This is a genomic window from Exiguobacterium sp. s95 (assembly GCF_018618655.1).
Taxonomy (GTDB): Bacteria; Bacillota; Bacilli; order Exiguobacteriales; family Exiguobacteriaceae; genus Exiguobacterium_A; species Exiguobacterium_A oxidotolerans.
Genome location: NZ_JACSMM010000010.1, coordinates 40350 through 58262 on the forward strand (window position 1 = coordinate 40350; position 17913 = coordinate 58262).

16 protein-coding genes are annotated in these 17913 nt (G+C 44.0%); 9 read left to right on the plus strand and 7 right to left on the minus strand.

Features of this window, described 5'->3' with window-relative positions:
* Positions 1 to 13: 13 nt before the first annotated feature.
* The 4 genes from KNP99_RS13445 to KNP99_RS13460 all read right to left on the minus strand — a co-directional run bounded on the left by KNP99_RS13445 (position 14) and on the right by KNP99_RS13460 (position 4420).
* Positions 14 to 1204 carry an EAL-associated domain-containing protein gene (locus tag KNP99_RS13445; protein ID WP_214766642.1) on the minus strand — a complete coding sequence of 397 codons (1191 nt, stop codon included), beginning with the start codon at positions 1202 to 1204 and terminating at the stop codon, positions 14 to 16.
* Between the two features lie 73 nt (positions 1205 to 1277).
* Entirely contained in the window at positions 1278 to 1544 is a 267-nt protein-coding gene (locus tag KNP99_RS13450; protein WP_029332742.1) for a hypothetical protein, read from the minus strand.
* Between the two features lie 97 nt (positions 1545 to 1641).
* The gene (gene cshA / locus KNP99_RS13455; RefSeq protein ID WP_088836404.1) at positions 1642 to 3228 is read right to left on the minus strand and encodes a degradosome RNA helicase CshA; all 1587 of its coding nucleotides are present in this window, start codon (positions 3226 to 3228) and stop codon (positions 1642 to 1644) included.
* A gap of 337 nt (positions 3229 to 3565) precedes the next feature.
* Entirely contained in the window at positions 3566 to 4420 is an 855-nt protein-coding gene (locus KNP99_RS13460) for a S1-like domain-containing RNA-binding protein (protein WP_029332740.1), read from the minus strand.
* Positions 4421 to 4657: 237 nt separating this feature from the next.
* On the opposite strand from KNP99_RS13460, the gene KNP99_RS13465 reads away from it, so the two are divergent.
* The 7 genes from KNP99_RS13465 (at position 4658) to KNP99_RS13495 (ending at position 12025) form a co-directional block, all read left to right on the plus strand.
* Positions 4658 to 4825: a hypothetical protein gene (locus KNP99_RS13465; RefSeq protein WP_204251421.1), complete on the plus strand. Its 168-nt coding sequence runs from the start codon at positions 4658 to 4660 to the stop codon at positions 4823 to 4825.
* Between the two features lie 131 nt (positions 4826 to 4956).
* Complete coding sequence (locus KNP99_RS13470) at positions 4957 to 5262, plus strand: hypothetical protein (RefSeq protein WP_088836403.1); 306 nt, start codon at positions 4957 to 4959, stop codon at positions 5260 to 5262.
* Positions 5263 to 5301: 39 nt separating this feature from the next.
* A complete protein-coding gene (locus KNP99_RS13475) occupies positions 5302 to 5559 on the plus strand; it encodes a hypothetical protein (protein ID WP_029332738.1) in 258 nt (85 codons plus the stop codon).
* Between the two features lie 77 nt (positions 5560 to 5636).
* Positions 5637 to 6335 (plus strand): lysophospholipid acyltransferase family protein, encoded by a 699-nt coding sequence (locus KNP99_RS13480; protein WP_088836402.1) that lies wholly within the window; start codon positions 5637 to 5639, stop codon positions 6333 to 6335.
* A gap of 1 nt (position 6336) precedes the next feature.
* Positions 6337 to 8229 carry an ABC-F family ATP-binding cassette domain-containing protein gene (locus KNP99_RS13485; RefSeq protein WP_215193322.1) on the plus strand — a complete coding sequence of 631 codons (1893 nt, stop codon included), beginning with the start codon at positions 6337 to 6339 and terminating at the stop codon, positions 8227 to 8229.
* 151 nt (positions 8230 to 8380) lie between these two features.
* Entirely contained in the window at positions 8381 to 10222 is a 1842-nt protein-coding gene (locus KNP99_RS13490; RefSeq protein ID WP_088836400.1) for a GGDEF domain-containing protein, read from the plus strand.
* Positions 10223 to 10234: 12 nt separating this feature from the next.
* Complete coding sequence (locus KNP99_RS13495; protein WP_214766644.1) at positions 10235 to 12025, plus strand: GGDEF domain-containing protein; 1791 nt, start codon at positions 10235 to 10237, stop codon at positions 12023 to 12025.
* Between the two features lie 57 nt (positions 12026 to 12082).
* Here KNP99_RS13495 and KNP99_RS13500 read toward each other — a convergent pair whose 3' ends face one another.
* The 3 genes from KNP99_RS13500 to KNP99_RS13510 are packed head-to-tail and all read right to left on the minus strand — an operon-like array spanning position 12083 to position 14356.
* Positions 12083 to 12727 (minus strand): hypothetical protein, encoded by a 645-nt coding sequence (locus KNP99_RS13500; protein ID WP_214766646.1) that lies wholly within the window; start codon positions 12725 to 12727, stop codon positions 12083 to 12085.
* Positions 12724 to 13896, minus strand: a complete 1173-nt coding sequence (locus KNP99_RS13505; RefSeq protein WP_214766648.1) for a DEAD/DEAH box helicase — start codon at positions 13894 to 13896, stop codon at positions 12724 to 12726. Before KNP99_RS13505 ends, KNP99_RS13500 begins: the two co-directional genes overlap by 4 nt.
* A gap of 28 nt (positions 13897 to 13924) precedes the next feature.
* Complete coding sequence (locus KNP99_RS13510) at positions 13925 to 14356, minus strand: hypothetical protein (RefSeq protein ID WP_088836396.1); 432 nt, start codon at positions 14354 to 14356, stop codon at positions 13925 to 13927.
* Between the two features lie 347 nt (positions 14357 to 14703).
* Here KNP99_RS13510 and pflB point away from each other — a divergent pair, with 347 nt between their 5' ends.
* Both pflB and pflA read left to right on the plus strand, forming a co-directional pair.
* On the plus strand, positions 14704 to 16953 hold the full coding sequence (pflB, locus tag KNP99_RS13515) for a formate C-acetyltransferase (RefSeq protein ID WP_285800501.1): 2250 nt from the start codon (positions 14704 to 14706) through the stop codon (positions 16951 to 16953).
* 24 nt (positions 16954 to 16977) lie between these two features.
* Positions 16978 to 17697, plus strand: coding sequence for a pyruvate formate-lyase-activating protein (pflA, locus tag KNP99_RS13520; RefSeq protein WP_214770022.1), 720 nt, complete (start codon positions 16978 to 16980; stop codon positions 17695 to 17697).
* The last annotated feature ends 216 nt before the right edge of the window (positions 17698 to 17913 follow it).

Genomic DNA, 17913 nt, shown 5'->3' on the forward strand with positions numbered 1-17913 from the left:
TTTCATTTCCTCCTTATTCACTTAACCGTTCTTGATATAAATAACTTGCTGAAATATCAGCAAATAAGAACATCCCATTATTTAGCGGCATACTGAACGTTCGCGTTTGTTCACTCGAACTGAAATCGACGTATCGATCAGAGAGGTATCCCGTATGCCGTCGTTCCATCGCAACCGTGGTCCGAATGAAGTACGGTCGAAAACTCCAGTTATAACCTTTGTAAAACGCATATGTTTTCCATCCACCGCTCTTTTTACTAACGTTTGATGATTTTTGAAAGCCATTCGCGTCTGTGATGTAAAAGCGAATGAATTCGGGTTCCATCTTTTGGGCCAGCCTAATTAACCATTCATCCAATGCTTCATCTGCTTTTAACGACTGGCAGTACTCATTAAACCGAATCGTCCAGTCTTGTTCGAGCTGGAACAAACGATTCATCTGTTCCCGGTCATATTTATAGAACATTGGCACTTCATGTAATAAGATTTCCATGCCTGGGCATGTCGTCACCCAGTCAGGTGTCGTCTCACCGAGTAGATTTCCCATGTAATAGCGCCCACCATGTTGCCATGCATACCGAAGTTGACCAAGATGGCTGATATTTTTGTAAAGAAGTGGCGCACCGAGCTGGTCACATAAGTGTTCCATCGTTTGTAACAGGTGCGGATAGCTCGCTGAAACGGTTTTTTTCTCAATCATCGAAGATAAGTCGACAATCAGCATGTCCGGCGACATGGCAAAAACGCGTTCTAAGCTCGTCGCCTCCGCACGATCAAGCGCAACCTTTAAGCCAGAGTTTTGATAGTACGCAACGATTCGTCCGAGTCGATCAAAGTCATCCACTTGGACATCGGTCAGTGTGACATATAACCGGTCTTCCGGAAAGTCGATCTGTGCGTCACGTAAGATACTCAAAAAATCTTCACCACCATTTTCGAATAACCAATCAGGTCGACAGCGGATTAAGACAAATGAATGCGCATCGGCCGGGACTTTTTGAAAAGCATGGCGAATGACATGACTCATGACTTCTAACTGGTATTCAATTGGTACATCATCTTCTTGAAAAAATGGCTTCAGCGGCTCACCGCGAAAATGAGATTGGATTTCATACCCTTCCACTTTAAAAGGTGCCGCTCCAACAATTGGTTGGAACCACGCCTCAATCTGTTCGGGATGAACAATGACATCTAATGCATCCATTCTTCTCCCCCCCTATTCTCTTGTTCTATCTTATCAAAAAAAAGACCACCCTGTAATCAGAGAGGCCCCGTCTTTAAAATAACGTTGTATCTTTTCTTAACGCAATGTACAAATAGACACCAAATGTCGCCGTTAAATAGATAATGCTCAGAACACCGTATTGAATGCCTGTAGCACCACCCTTACCAATCGCTAAGACGAGAAAAATAATCCCGCCAAACAATAACGTCGCTAAAGGGATATAACGAAAGTGTCCTTTTGTCGTCTGCTCGCTAATTTTTTTAGTTGCGATGAGCAGTCCAATCAGACAAATGAATGCTGCTGCATAAATGGTATACACGAACGATTCAGCCCTCTCTATATCTTTCATTGCTCATTTTATCATGAGAATTCATAAAAAAGAACCGACTTGTCTGTGACAAATCGGTTCGGATTTTTTACTTTTCAAAACGTGGTTTACGTCCGCCACGGTTACGATCACTTTCGCTACGGTTGCTACGACCAGCGTATCCACCTTCACGACGATCTGATGACGATGAACTACGGTTTCCTTCAGAAGGACGACCGCCTTCACGGCGCTCCCCACCACGCGGGTTGCTGCCACGGTATCCGCCACCACGGTTAGAAGAACCAGAACCTGATCCACCTTTATTGCCGTAAGGACGACGGTTACCACCGCCACCGTTGCTACCAAAACGTTTGACACGGATTGGTTCGATTGACGAAATTTGAACTGGAGTTGCATCCGGCTCTTTCGTTAATCCTTTAAGCGCTGCTGCGATTAATTCAACCGCTTCATACTCTTCAAGAAGTTCTTGCGCGAGTGTTGTATACTCTTGTGAGTTTTTCGCTTCTACACGTTTGATGAGTTCTTGTGCAGCAAGCTTCAAGTTGCCTTCCAAGATTTCGTCAAGTGTCGGTGCGTGACGACGTGACATTTTTTTGTTTGTTACACGTTCGATTGTTTTGATTTGACCAAATTCACGTGGTGTAACAAACGTGATTGCTGATCCCGTTTTACCAGCACGTCCCGTACGACCGATACGGTGAACGTAGCTCTCTGGATCTTGTGGTACATCAAAGTTGTAAACGTGTGTAACACCAGAAATATCAAGTCCACGTGCTGCAACGTCTGTCGCAACAAGGATATCGATTGTTCCTTTTTTGAAGCGACGAATGACTTGGTCACGTTTCGCTTGTGTTAAGTCACCGTGTAAACCGTCCGCCGTGTATCCACGTTGGATAAGTCCTTCCGTCATTTCGTCAACACGTTTTTTCGTACGACCAAAGATGATTGAAAGTTCTGGAGAATCTGTATCAATCAAGCGGCAAAGCACATCGAATTTTTGGCTTTCTTTTAGTTCGATGAATGATTGGTCGATGTTTTCGACTGTCATTTCTTTTGCTTTTACTTTGATGTGCGTTGGTGTTGTCATGAAACGATCCGCGATTTTACGAATCTGTGGTGGCATCGTTGCAGAGAACAAAAGTGTTTGACGAGTTGGCGGAAGTGTACCTAAGATTTTTTCGATATCTTCCACGAAGCCCATGTTCAACATTTCATCTGCTTCATCCAAGATGACTGTTTGAACGTGGTCAAGGTTTAATGTTTTACGGTTCATGTGATCCATTAGGCGACCAGGTGTCGCAACGACGATTTGTGGGTTCTTGCGAAGCGCACGAATCTGACGATCGATTTGCTGACCACCGTATACTGGCAATGCATGAACGCGTTTCATTTCACCAATGCGGTTAAGTTCTTCTGCTACTTGAATCGCAAGTTCACGAGTCGGTGCAAGAATCAACGCTTGGATATGGCGCGATTTTGCGTCAAGACGCTCAATCGTCGGAATACCGAATGCTGCTGTTTTACCAGTACCTGTTTGTGCTTGACCGATTAAGTCAACGCCGCTAAGACCGACTGGAATTGTTTCTGCTTGGATTGGAGTTGCTTCTTCAAAGCCCATTTTTAGGACACCTTTGATAAGTGCCTCACTAAGATTTAATTCACGAAATGTTGTCAATGCTAAATACTCTCCTTTGTCATATGAAAAGCGTCTGCCACTAAACAGACGCTACCGTAACGAATACAATCGACTACCTATTATAGCAGAAGCCCGTCCTTAAAGATAGAGGCTATTTCTACTGATAATAATGTTTAGGGAAGTCACCATCATAATCGTTGCCATAAGGGCGAGGGAAAGGCATGATGCCCGGACCGTTCAACGCTTTAAATCGCGCCGCTTGCCCCCACTAGTGATGGGGTTTTATTTGGAAATGGTCGCCGGTTAAAACCAGCCGCAACCACCAAAATGATGAATTCCTAACTATTTATTCGAAACGTAGGTGCAGTTGGCTAGCTTACTTCGTTAGCCGAATACCCGTTTCATGTTTTTCTATTTTTTTATCTTTCAACAATCGACCTAGAGCACGTTTGAAGGCAGCCTTACTTAGGCCGAATACCTCATCAATCGTCTCAGGAGGTGTCTTATCACCATACGCCATCTGACCGCCATGTTCAAGTAGGTGGTTCAGGATTAAATCCGCATCGATGTCGATTGCCTCGTGAGCACGTGGTCTTGCTGAAAGTAATACTGTACCATCTGGCTTCACATTTGTCACCCGTAATTTCATAACTTCTCCGAGACGCGGCCACCGTTCCATCTCTTGTTCATGTAGAAAACCAATCGATTGATCGTTCACCCAAACGTTGACACCCGGGTCGCGTTGAGCAAAAACAAGTCCTTCAACGTCCATGTTATTCCACTCTTCCGGTGCCGGTTGCGCCTTGAGATTGAAATAGGCATAAGGAGCCGGGTCACCTAACAAACGTAATTTTTGGTCATGTTTCAAACGAATGTAAAGTTCGTCTCCCTCTTCCGGCCAAAATGTCCGGCGTTGCGGAAGATCGTCCAGCGAGACGAGAACATCCTTTTGAATTCCGATGTTCGCAAAAACACCTGTATTGTAACGTGTTCCGTTAATCGGTGCTTTGACGTAATCCTCAAATGACGCTTCCGGAATCGTCATCGATGAGGCGAGACGCCCTTCATTGTCTTGATAAAGGAATACTTCGACCTCTTCTTCTAGCATGAGCGATTTCGTCTGTTCATTTTTATGAAGTAAGATATCCTCCGTACCATCACTTAAAAACACACCAAATTCTGCTTCACGCTCTACTTTTAATGTGACAACCTGTCCTGCACGTAGTGCCATTTATGGTCATCTCCTTTCATTAACTTGGTTAAGCTGAAACACTCAACTAACCGTAAGTTCTTTTCATCACCTTCAATACTATACTCTTTTTCAACCTATCTCCGACATCAAATGGAAGCGAACAGTTGTGACATTTTTGTGAACGAATCTGATTTAAGTGATTTTTTTGAAAAAAACAGATATGATAAAAGAATAGGAAAAAGAAGGTTTAGTTTTGGTAAATATGGGGGAAAAAATATGTTTCATGACATTCAATCGCGTTCTTTCGCAAGACGCTTTACAAAAACGTTAGTATTCGCTTTTTTCGCATTTCTCGCAACGATTGGAATTGTATTCGCTGAAGGGTCGAGTAGCACTGATTTGTCTCCAAAGACACCTGCACTCCAACAAATCGATACACCTTAAAATCTACATCTCATCGTGTAGATTTTTTTATTTGTTTCCGAGTTTTTACTGGACGATAAAGGAAATCCTGCTTCGTTAGCGAATTGCTTTACTAGACACACTTAGTAGAGTGACACGAAGGAGGAAGTACTGTGTATTTTTACTTATTTACGACGCTTACGGGTCTCATTAGTACATACCTTAGTTTTATCACGGGATATTATACCGATTCAGTCGGGATTTTCGTCTTCACCCTATCCATTTGTCTTTCACTTTCATCTTTTAGACAATTAATTCGTACGACATATCATGGTTATCATGAATATATGCAATACCGCCGCGTCAAAAAACAGTTGGAGCGTATGAAGAAACGGGAACACTCTTATCAATTGTCTTACGAACAAAATGACACAGTCGCATCACTTGCATTATCAACGACAGAACAGCATGATAAATAAAGAGTTTGACTTCATGTTTTTAGGAGGAACCGATTCATTATGAATGAAATACCACTATCCAACGGCTGGACACTTCGTTACTCACCTGTCATCGACTTATGGCTAAAAGAAGATGGTGTTTTACTCGTCGATCATGAAGATAAGGTACGTTTGACACTCATCCTCGATGAAGAGACGATGGAAATCAAACAAATCGATAATACGAATGCCTCGTTTTCCATCGATCCGACGACGAGACGCCTGACATTCGAACTCGGCGAGAGTGAAGAGGAATCTGAACCTCGTTACTGGGAATAAAGAAGAAGACCGGGTGCGATACCTGGTCTTTTTTTGTACAATAATAATACACAGTAAAAAAGGAGTTTGATGCCATCATGTTACGCACGATCATCTGGTTCATTCATTTTGGGCTAGTATTACCTCTTACATTACCATTTTTGCCTGGCGCAAAACGTCGAACACACGCCGCTCGCTACGCGTATACACAAAAAGTAGCACACGTTTGGGCGAATTCGCTCCTTCGCTTAGCTGGAGTGAAAGTCCGTCTGACAGGGGAAGAACATATTCCGTCTGATCAACCTGTCGTCTTCATCGCCAACCACCAAGGGAATTTTGACATTCCGATTTTGCTCGGACATATCGCAAAACCCAAAGCCTTTATTTCGAAAATCGAAGTCAATAAGATTCCAATCGTCAATGTCTGGATGAATTTAATGGGATGTGTCATGATTGACCGAAAAGATCGCCGACAGTCTTTAAAGGCGATTCGTGCCGGTGTCGAGACAATCAAAGATGGGCAATCGATGATCATCTTCCCGGAAGGTACTCGCTCGAAAGGCGGACCGATTGCTGAGTTCAAAGCAGGTAGCTTCACCCTAGCAACATCTAGTGGTGCACGCGTCGTTCCGATTGCCATTTCAGGAAGCTATCGTGTCATGGAAGAGACTGGTCGGATTCGACCGGCAACTGTCGATGTGACAATCCTTCCATCCATCGACCCTGCTACAATGACCCAAAAAGAACTCGTCGCTACTGTTGAACAACAAATCAAGCATATTGTAGAAGGAGTCTGACATGCTACTTAAAGTAGATCAATTAAAAAAAGAATTTGCTGATAAAATCGTTTTTGAAGACGTGACATTTTCCGTCACACCCGGAGACCGGATTGGAATTATCGGTGTCAACGGGACAGGAAAATCGACACTGCTCCATATTTTAGCAGGAAAAGAGACAGCTGATTTCGGTGAACTGCATCATCCGAACGATTACCGGATACGTTTACTTTCACAATCGACAGATTATCCGGAAGATCAAACAGTGATGGAAGTGCTCCTCTCCGGAAACACACCGACAATCAATGCTTTACGCCATTATGAAACGGCTCGTTTAGCGCTTGAACAAGATCCGACAAATGAAACGTTACTCAAACGATTCATCGATGCCCAAACGGAAATTGATGCCGCAAATGCCTGGGATACGGAGTCTCGCCTTAAAATGATTTTAACGCGACTTGGCATTACAGATTTAGAAGCAAAAATCGGTTCGTTATCGGGCGGCCAACGGAAGCGTGTCGGCTTGGCAGAAGCTTTGCTCGACGAAGCCGATCTATTACTACTCGATGAGCCAACGAATGAACTCGATGCAGAAACGATTACTTGGCTCGAATCACAGATCAAGGAATACCGTGGAGCGATTCTGTTGATTACCCACGACCGTTATTTCTTGAATCGTGTCACGAATCACATGATGGAAATCGCGAACGGGACGGCCTATTTTTATGTCGGAAACTATGAGTCATTCCTTGAAAAGCGGGCTGAGCGCCGCGAACGGACTGCTTCAATGGAAGAGAAGCGCCAAAACATTTTACGCCGTGAACTCGCTTGGCTACGTCGTGGTGCAAAGGCACGGACGACAAAACAAAAGGCACGGATTCAGCGTGTCGATGCACTCCAAGAACTCTCTTATGAAGAAGAAGAAGCAACACTTGAAGTACAAGTCGGTTCGACACGACTCGGTAAAAAAGTCATCGAAGCAACGGAACTTGGTCATACATTTGGTGAACGAACACTGTTCGAATCATTTAGCTGGTTATTCGGTCGAAAAGAACGTTATGGCATCGTCGGTCGGAACGGGAGCGGGAAATCGACACTGTTGTCGATTTTAGCGAAACAACTTGAACCGACTCAAGGGGAAGTCGTGCACGGGGAAACGGTCAAAGTTGGGTTTTATGGACAGTTCGCCGAGTTCACGCACCCGGAACGTCGTGTCATCGATGAAGTCGAACGGATCGCCCAGGTGATCACGACACTTGATGGTCAAGAAATCACAGCCAGTCAGATGCTTGAGCAGTTCTTATTCAAACCGGAAGCACAGTATAAGCCGATTGGTAAATTATCCGGTGGCGAAAAGCGTCGACTCAAGTTGTTGACGATCTTAATGGATGAACCAAACGTCTTGTTCCTCGATGAGCCGACGAATGATTTAGATACAGAAACGCTGTCGGTTCTTGAAGATTATCTCGAGTCCTTCCCCGGGACGGTTATCACAGTCAGTCATGATCGTTATTTCCTCGACCGTGTCGTCAATCGGTTACTTGCGTTCGAGAATAGTACGATTGTCTCTTATTATGGGCAGTATACGGATTACCTGGAACAGCGTGAGGATGAGACACCTGAAGCAGCTATCGTGACTGAGGTAAAAGAAGTGGTAGCTGCTCCAACCGACATCCCGAAAAAATTGTCTTATCAGGAACAACAAGATTGGACAACGATTGAGACACAGATTGAAAACGCGGAAGCTGCGCTTGAGCAACTCGAACAACAGCTCGCTTCGGCAGGTAGCGATATCGGGCAAGTTAATGAACTCTATCAAAAGATTGAGCAAGGAAAATCCCAACTCGATCAACTGATGGACTATTGGTCTTACTTGTCCGAGAAGATAGAGGCGTACGAATCTTATAAAAAATAATTTGTTTTTGATTTATTGTCTATTTGACCGTATATTTTCCTTTCCGGAAAAATGCGGTCTTTTTTCTTCTGTTCCAAGTACGTTTTTTCCAAATTGAGGGTAATGAATTATATAGTTAAACTGTTACTTTCATTAGACAGGAGGTTTTCTCATGTCAAAAGCGTTCAAACGAATGACAGGAGGAATCGTCATTTATTTGATTATCTCGTATACCATCCTTCTTTTAATTCCAAACTCATTCGTCTTACCCACAGCCGTCTTTTCAAGCTTTGTCGGGTCTTTATTGATTACGAGTGCCGCCATTTTATTTTATAGAAAAACACCTTCACCAGAACTTAAATGGATCCTCATTGCTGTAAGTGCTTATTTCATCGGAGACTTAGGTGGAGTTGTCAGTGGTTACTTTTCGCTCACGTCTGTCAATTTGAACGTCCTACTCGACTTTCCCTATACAATCCATCTCTTGACGATTACCATTTTTTTATTCCGTCTTTTGGATATTGAACATTTCCGTTCACAAAAGCTTTTAATTCTTGATTCATTGACACTTTTTACTGTCGCGATGATTGCTGGATACTTGACAATTTTTAAATACATCCCCGAATACACAAGAACGTTCGCGGAGCAGCTCAGCTGGGATATCTATTCATTCTTGACCATTCTCCTGACTCTTTTCTTTTTTTTACTCTATGCTTCCGGTTTAAAAAAACCGGTCTCGTTGTTCGCTTTTAGTTTTTTAATGGGTGGAACGTTTTTATTAGGTATGATCAACTTTTTATTTTACAGCTTTTTATTGAACGATTTTACTTTTTACGCAATGCTTTTATTACCGCTCTATCCGCTGAGTAGCTATTTTTTCATTAGTTTCCTAGTAACTTGGCATTTACCGATCATCGCTAAACAACAATTATTGTTACTTCGGATTGAACAAATTCTTCGTCCTTCTTTTTCATACATCTTACTATTACTGTTAATTACCTATGTCACGTTTTCACCTGTCACGACACGCTTCTACTTCATCACAATCGCGACCACTTTTTTACTTTTCTTAACGCGGCAGCTTTTTTCTTATCGCGAAAATGTACGCCTTTTACGAGAAACGACTTCGCTACAAGAAAATTTGGAAACCATCGTTTCACAGAAAACGGAGTTACTTCGGTTACGCGAACAAGAATTCAAGGCACTGTTCCTCTCCTATCCGCAAATGGTACTTGAAGTAAATCAAGCGAGTCACATTCTATCCGGAAATCCTGCAGCCATTCGAGAAGGATGGATGGAGAAGTCATTGAAAGACGAACAGGTCCGTCTTTTCAAACAAGTAATGGAGGCGCTACATGCCAATAAAGGGGTCCCTTCCTTATCAAAAACGTTTTATATCCCCCATGACGAAGAGGACCTCATCTACACGATGACGTCGATTTGTATAGCCGATCAAGAACGTGTCTTTATCATTTTATCCGACGTCACAGAAGATGTTCGCCAAGAACAATGGTTGGAGAAATTAGGAAATCATGACGCTTTGACCCGTTTACCGAATCGGCGCTTTTTTGAAGAACAATTGCAGACTCTCCTCCCTACCATACGACATGGATCGTTATTGTTTGTTGATTTAGATGGTTTTAAAGCTATCAATGATACGTACGGGCATGATGCTGGAGATTTATTACTTCAAGAAACCGCAGGCCGGCTACAACAACTAATTCAAGGAGAGGAGCTTGTCGCCCGTTTAGGAGGAGACGAATTCATTTTATTCACCGTTCGAGACGAAGATGAGACGACTGCATTTGCGAGTAAGTTGCTCGCATCACTCAATGAGCCGTTTTATATTAAAGATCAAACGATGTCTGTCACACCGTCCATCGGTATTTCGCTTTATCCGAGTGATGGAAAAAGTTCGAATGTCCTTTTGATCCGTGCAGACGAAGCCATGTATCACATTAAAAATACGAACAAAAATAATTTTCAGTTCGCCGCTCAACTAAAACGCAACTAGGAGGAAACGCATATGCAACGATCCCCCTACTTCATCAGATGGTTCCCTTCACTACTAATCATTTCTTTGATTTTAATTCTCTATTCATACACGCAAGGCTCATTCATGAACCACCTTGTCGAACAAATTCTAGAGTACTTGTCATTTCTTTTAATCGGACTTTTCATCCTCATCGCCTATAAAAAAGAACGGTCACTCGTCGTGCCAAGACGAAAATTTTGGATCATCGCCTTCATTTCACTTATCTTCTCGCTAGCTGCTTCGATTTTTGAAACCATTAACTTATTCAGTAATACGCTGTCTTTTCCGAACAGTTATAGCTTAATTTGTTTCTCCATTTCGCACTATATATTTTTAATCGGACTTTTTTACCGGATTGCTTCACAAAAGAGTTTTTCACAACATCTGCTTGCATTCGTGGATGCTCTAATCATCGTCGTTTTTTTAGGACTTGCTGCTTTTCATACATTAAGCGAACTGGCCGACCCGACAGCTAGTACGTTCCCGTACGATATGATCGTCGTCCTCAACACTTCACTCGGATTGTTTGTTCTCTTCTACTTCTTTTTTGTTCAAGAAACACACTGGGTTTCCCGAACGACGTTATCTCTATTATTCTTTTCACTGTTCATTCGTGGCATGTATGAAGTATCTGCTGTATACTTTCCAGATTTCACGGAACAATATTTAGTCTTTTCTCCTGTATTGATTCGTCTTGTTCAAAGTGCAGCAATCTTATGGCACCTTGATCACATCACTGAAGGTAAACAAGCGTCTCCTGTCGTTCAGAGAACTTGGCTGCCTTTGCTCGCAATTCCACTATTTTTACATTATGTCATCGAACTCGAAGGTAAAAAATTTGATGTGTTCATCATCTTATTGTTACTAATCATTCGACAAATCATCATCGCTCGGCAACATACGTTGCTCGTGCAAAAGTTAAACGAGCGAAACGAACAGTTAGCCGAACGCATCGAACACCGGATCCGGCAAATCAAAGAAAGTGAGCAACAAGTCCTGCCACTGTTTTCAAGTCATCCTGATCCAATCATCCGTTTTGATCAAAACGAAACAGCGACGTATGCCAATCTTGCGGCTCAAGCAACGTTTAAGCTTTCTGCCTTGTCAATCGAAGTACCCACTCACTCAGTCTTACATCTTCAGTCTTCCTTACAGCTTGATTCCAATCGTTATCTCGATGAATCTAACCGCCAATATGAATTAACAAAAATCCCCATCCACATCGCTTCAAAATCGGCCGGTCATTTCTTAGCCTTACACGACGTAACAGAACAAAAGGAGCGGCAGCAACGGATTGAATACCACGCGTTTCATGATGTTTTAACTGGTATCGGTAACCGTCGTTCGCTCGAACGGACATTCTTATCGATTGACCAGTCCGTAAACTATCTGGCGTTACTTGATTTAGACGGTTTTAAATTAGTCAACGATACGTATGGGCACGAAGCTGGTGATTATGTCTTAATCGAAGTTGCTCGTAGAATAAGTCTAGACCTCGAACGCGAAGAGTCAGTTTACCGGCTGGGTGGTGATGAGTTCGCCTTGCTAACTTCAGCGAAAGATGAACTTTCACTCCGACGTCGCTGTAAACATTTCTTACAATTATTGCGTCGCCCTTATGTTTATAAAGGGCAAACGTTACATGTCTCGGCCAGCATCGGAGTCGCTCCATTTTTCGAAAACGATGATTTAGAAAGTTGGCTGAAACATGCTGATCTCGCCATGTATCGCATCAAAAACCGTAAAAAAAACGATATTGCGCTGTACCATCAAGATTTTTAAACGAACAAACGCCCATTCACCCTAACTTAGGATTGAATGGACGTTTATTTTTTGCTGTTATGCTTCAGGTCGTGGTGCAATGTTTCCCTCTTCGATATCGAGTAATAAGTCAATCAACTCCGCACAAAATTCAGGATACTGACGCAATAGTGCGTCGTCACCGACTTCATCGACAAAATCAGCTAAAAGAACACGCACTTCAGGTACAAGTGCCCGTGCAACCTTCATATAGGCGATTGCGAATCGCCATTTGCCTGAAATGTAGAGAAGTTTGCCGACTAACAGATCGCCAACCGCAACGTCAATCTCTGTCAAATCGGTCTGATACGTTTGTTCCGACATGATGTCGAAGACGCCGTCTTCTTTTACAAGGAAAAGCGACGGAACAGGATCGGCCAGCCCTCTTAAGGCACGATACAGACTTTGAGACATATCTTCTTTGACTTGTTCTAAAAAACGACCATGCGGTGTTTTCCCTTGTTCATCGGTCTCATAAAAAATGGCCCAATCGACGAACAAGTCTCGGAATAACTCAGCATCTTTTAAATACCAACGTCCTTCCGTCGCGATTTCTTCGATGAATGCGACCCAATCGGTGCTTCGAGCAGTGGCTGCTTCTTGATATAAAGTTTTGAGCGCTGTGTTCATCTCTGCTTCGGATACAGTCGTCGGAAACGGGATAATCTTTCGCTCACTTTTCATCGTGTTGGTCCTTTCCGGTGTGGTTTCGCCGGACTTTTAAGCGCTTCCGGTTCCGTGACTTCACGTTTTGGAATCACTTCCCCGCCATAAATCTCCATCGGTTCAATTTCCACACCCATTTGTTTCGCTAATGCTTTCAGGTGTTTCAGATCATGATCCGTGACGAGCGCAAGGACCATACCCGACGCGTTCCCACGTCCTGTTCGACCTGAGCGGTGGACAAAATCATCAAGGGATTCCGGTAAATCATAATGCACGACATGCGTGACGGCATCAATGTCCAGACCGCGTGCAGCAAGCCCTGTCGTGACGAGTAACGGAAACTCTCCCCGTTTATATGAACGTAACGTCTCCATCCGTTCTCTTTTCCCTTTTTCGGCATCTAAAATCCGGTATTTCAGCGAAAACTTGCTTAATTCACCGTTTAACGGACCGAGGAAAGAACGGTTGTTTATGAACGTCAACACTTTGACCTGTTGCATATTAGACAAACGACGTAACATTTCCGGTTTCAGACGACGAGATGTTTCGATGTAACCGAACTTGACTTGCGTCGTCTCCGTCCGTTCAACTCGGATGACTTCTGGATCATTCGAAAGTGTCCGTCCCCATGCTGCTGTCCGTTCAGGCAATGTTGCTGAAACGAGTGCTAACTGGCGGTCACGAAGCGCACTGTTCGCGATGCGCGTCGCTGATGCACTCATTCCACTTTCGTAGATTTGATCAGCCTCATCTAAAACAATCAATTTTACTTTATGCATCTTCAACTTTTTTGAATCAATCAACTCAACTAAGCGTCCTGGTGTCCCAACAATAATTTGTGGTTTTTTCTTGAGACGCTCATATTGACGTTTTAATTCAACGCCACCGATGAACGCACCTGACTTAATCCCGCTTCCTTGGGCAAATAATTGGATGACTTGATGAATTTGCATGACCAGTTCTCGTGTCGGTGCCGTAATCGCGACTTGAACGTGTGGTTCATTCGGATCGATGCGCTCGAGGGCTGGAATGACATAAGCGAGCGTTTTCCCAGTTCCTGTCGGCGCTTCGACTAAGACATCTTTACCCTCACGGATTAGAGGAATGGCTTGTTCTTGGACGGGCATCATTTGTTCAAAGCGTGCTCGTTCCCACGCTTCATTAATAAAAGGTTTAGTAAAATTCATAACGTATCTTCTCCTACTCTCTTGTCTATCATTCTGTTACATATTCGAAACGATCATCGGTTTCAGTTTTAATACCGCGTAACGTCTGTGTATATTCATTTCCAGAATCGATTAACCGAATATGAAAAACGATTTCTGTCTCATTTTGTTGATCTGCACTTAACACTTCGAAACCTTGCGCCATTCGATCTTGCAGCTCAACAGCAAGTGTTTCGAAACCAGCAAGTACAGGATAAGTTGCTCTGACATCGATTGGGCGTCGAACTAATCGTGCGAGGTACTTCTGGTCGTAACCGATAAAGTCCTCGAAATCAAAATCGTCTTCAAACCGGAGCCAAAACCCGTCGTCTTCAAACTCGGTGATCATCCCGATCCGTTCTGTTCCTTCAGTTGATACTTTTAGGGAAACCCAGTCCCCTGTTCGATAGTCTGCTTGCTCTTTTAATGGCGAAAACTCCATTCACTCCACCTCCACGTTCTATATTCCCTTTTTCATTGTCAACGATACGTCCTAAAAATACAAGGTAGCGCCGCGTGACTTTTATCACACTAGCTTCTGTCTCTATCCATTCCACTACAAATTAATGATACAGCTACAGAAAAATCCTTTCACAGCAGTCGTTTTCTGTTTTTTGAACACGGGACACTGACTGATACAATTTACTGTGAAGTAAGTCATAGCAACACTTTTACATTTGTTAAAAGATTCACATATACGTAAAACCTCTATCCCGAATTGTTTGTTACACTATTCACATAAGAGATGTATTAAGAACCGCTGACCTTACTAATGAAGGAGTGTTGATGATGTTACTTGAAAAAACACAAGCATGGCAACGATTCGAAGGTGGAGAATGGATGGAAAAGATTGATGTCGCTGATTTCATCCGGCGCAATCGCTCAGAATACACAGGAGACGATCAGTTCCTCGCCGGTCCGACCGATGCAACCAACACGTTATGGCAACAAATCATGCAGTTAACAGAAGAAGAACGAATTCGTGGTGGTGTCTATGCCGTTGATGCTGCAACTCCATCTTCAATTCTTTCGCACGGTCCAGGTTACCTCAATCCTGAACTCGAAAAAATCGTTGGTCTACAGACCGATGAACCATTCAAACGTTCGATTCATCCGAACGGTGGTATCCGAATGGTCAATGATGCCTTAGAAGCGTATGGTTTTAAATCAGATGACACTGTTACACAGATTTTTAGCGAGTACCGTAAAACGCATAATCAAGGGGTTTTCGATGCGTATACGCCCGAAATGCGTGCTGCCCGTAAAGCCGGTATCATCACTGGACTTCCTGATGCGTACGGTCGCGGACGGATCATCGGTGATTACCGTCGCGTCGCCCTTTATGGAACAGCTCACCTCATTGCTGCAAGAAAAGCGGATTTGAAAGCACACGGTGGATTTTTATCAGAAGCGATGATTCGTGATCGCGAGGAGATGAACGAACAACTCCGCGCCCTTCATGAACTGACAGAACTCGGTAAACGTTACACATGTGACTTATCACGACCAGCTGAAACGGCCCAAGAAGCATTCCAGTGGGTCTATCTTGCTTATCTCGCAGCAATCAAAGAACAAAACGGAGCAGCGATGTCGCTCGGTCGCGTTTCGACCTTCCTTGATATTTATATCGAACGTGACTTGCAAACGGGTCGGTTGACAGAAGAGAGCGCGCAAGAACTTGTCGACCACTTTGTGATGAAACTTCGCATCGTCAAGTTTCTTCGGACACCCGATTACAACGAACTCTTTTCCGGTGACCCGACGTGGGTAACAGAATCAATCGGCGGCATGAGTGAAGACGGTCGCTCGAACGTCACAAAAAGTTCGTTCCGCTTCTTGCAGACACTCGTCAACCTCGGTCCGGCACCTGAACCGAACTTAACCGTTTTATGGTCACCAAAACTTCCACGTGGTTTCAAAGAATTTTGTGCGAAGATGTCCATCCTGTCTAGTTCGATCCAATATGAAAATGATGACTTGATGCTTCCGATTTATGGTGATGATTACGGGATTGCTTGTTGTGTCTCAGCAATGAAAATCGGTAAACAAATGCAATTCTTCGGCGCCCGGGCGAACTTAGCAAAAGCCTTACTCTACACGTTGAACGGTGGCGTCGACGAAAAACTCAAAATTCAAGTCGCCCCTCCTTCCGACTTGATTTTAGATGACGTGCTCGATTATGAAACCGTCATGGCCGCCTATGATAAACAATTGGATTGGTTAGCTGAGCTCTATGTCAATACACTGAATGTCATTCACTTCATGCATGATAAATATAGTTATGAGCGCATTGAAATGGCACTCCACGATCCTGAAATTTTACGGACGATGGCTTGTGGGATTGCCGGATTATCCGTTGTCGCCGATAGTCTGTCAGCGATTCGTTATGCTAAAGTCACACCAATCCGAGATACGGATGGCATTACAGTCGACTTTAAAATCGAAGGCGATTTCCCGAAATTCGGAAATAACGATGATCGTGTCGATCAAATGGCCGTCGATCTCGTCGAACTCTTTATGGAAAAAATCCGGAAACATCCAACGTATCGTGATGCTTTACCAACCCAATCTGTTCTGACGATCACGTCAAACGTCGTGTACGGTAAAAAAACCGGGAATACACCCGATGGTCGTCGCGCTGGCGAACCGTTCGCACCGGGAGCAAATCCAATGCACGGACGTGACACACGTGGTGCAGTCGCTGCGTTGACTTCTGTCGGCAAATTACCTTATGAGCATGCCTTAGATGGTATTTCCTACACGTTCTCAATCGTTCCGAAAGCACTCGGAAAAGATGAAACAACACGTATCAACAATACAGTCGGTCTACTTGACGGCTATATGGGCGGTACGACTACCCGTGGTCATCACTTAAACGTCAACGTGTTCGATCGCGCCACTTTACTCGATGCAATGGAGCATCCTGAACTTTATCCACAGTTGACGATTCGTGTATCGGGTTATGCCGTCAACTTCATTAAGTTGACACGCGAACAACAAATCGATGTCATCAACCGTACATTCCACGGTGCACTTTAACTTTTCTGAAAGGACTTGATCACTATGACTTACGGGACGGTTCACTCTGTCGAATCTTGTGGGACTGTCGATGGTCCCGGTATTCGTTTCATCGTCTTTACGCAAGGCTGCCCACTACGCTGCCAATATTGCCACAATGCGGACACCTGGGAATTCGGTTGTGGCCGAAAAGTAACACCTAAAGAAATCATCAAAGAAGCGAACAGCTATCGTTCCTTCTTTGACGCAACGGGTGGAGGGGTGACCTTCTCCGGTGGCGAACCGTTGGCTCAACCCGAGTTTTTAGAAGCCTCGCTGCGTGAAGCAAAACGAAACGGCTTGCATACCGTCATCGATACAGCAGGTTCGGTCGTCCCGAAAAACCTGGATCAAATCCTGGAATATACAGATCTCGTCTTACTCGATATCAAGCACATCGATGATGCGACGTGCCGGATTTTGACCGGGCGAAGTAACGTCAATACACTAACCTTCGCAAAATTGCTCGCAGAACGAAACATTCCCGTCTGGATTCGCCATGTCCTTGTCCCCGGCGTGACGATGACGGAAACGTTTTTACGCCAAACAGGTGAATTCATTCGAACACTCGGAAATGTCGAACGGGTTGAAGTCCTCCCCTACCACCAATTAGGTGTCTATAAATGGGAGGCACTCGGGCTCGAATATGCGCTAAAAGATGTCTTACCGCCTACCGCGGAGGAAACGTTTGCCGCGCAAGATTTACTCAACTCGTACTTGTCATGATTGATGTGACTTGATAGACTGAACACATAGTCTATGAAACGGAGGTACAATACCGAAATGAAGCAATCACTCGCTAACGTCTAATGATGAATGAACTCATCACTTTCGCAATCGCTTGCGGATGACTGACGCTACGAGTCTGCTCAATTTCGGTATATCCCTATTTCAGGTGGATACCTTCTTTGAATTGCACTCCCGCACACCATCCGTACGCTC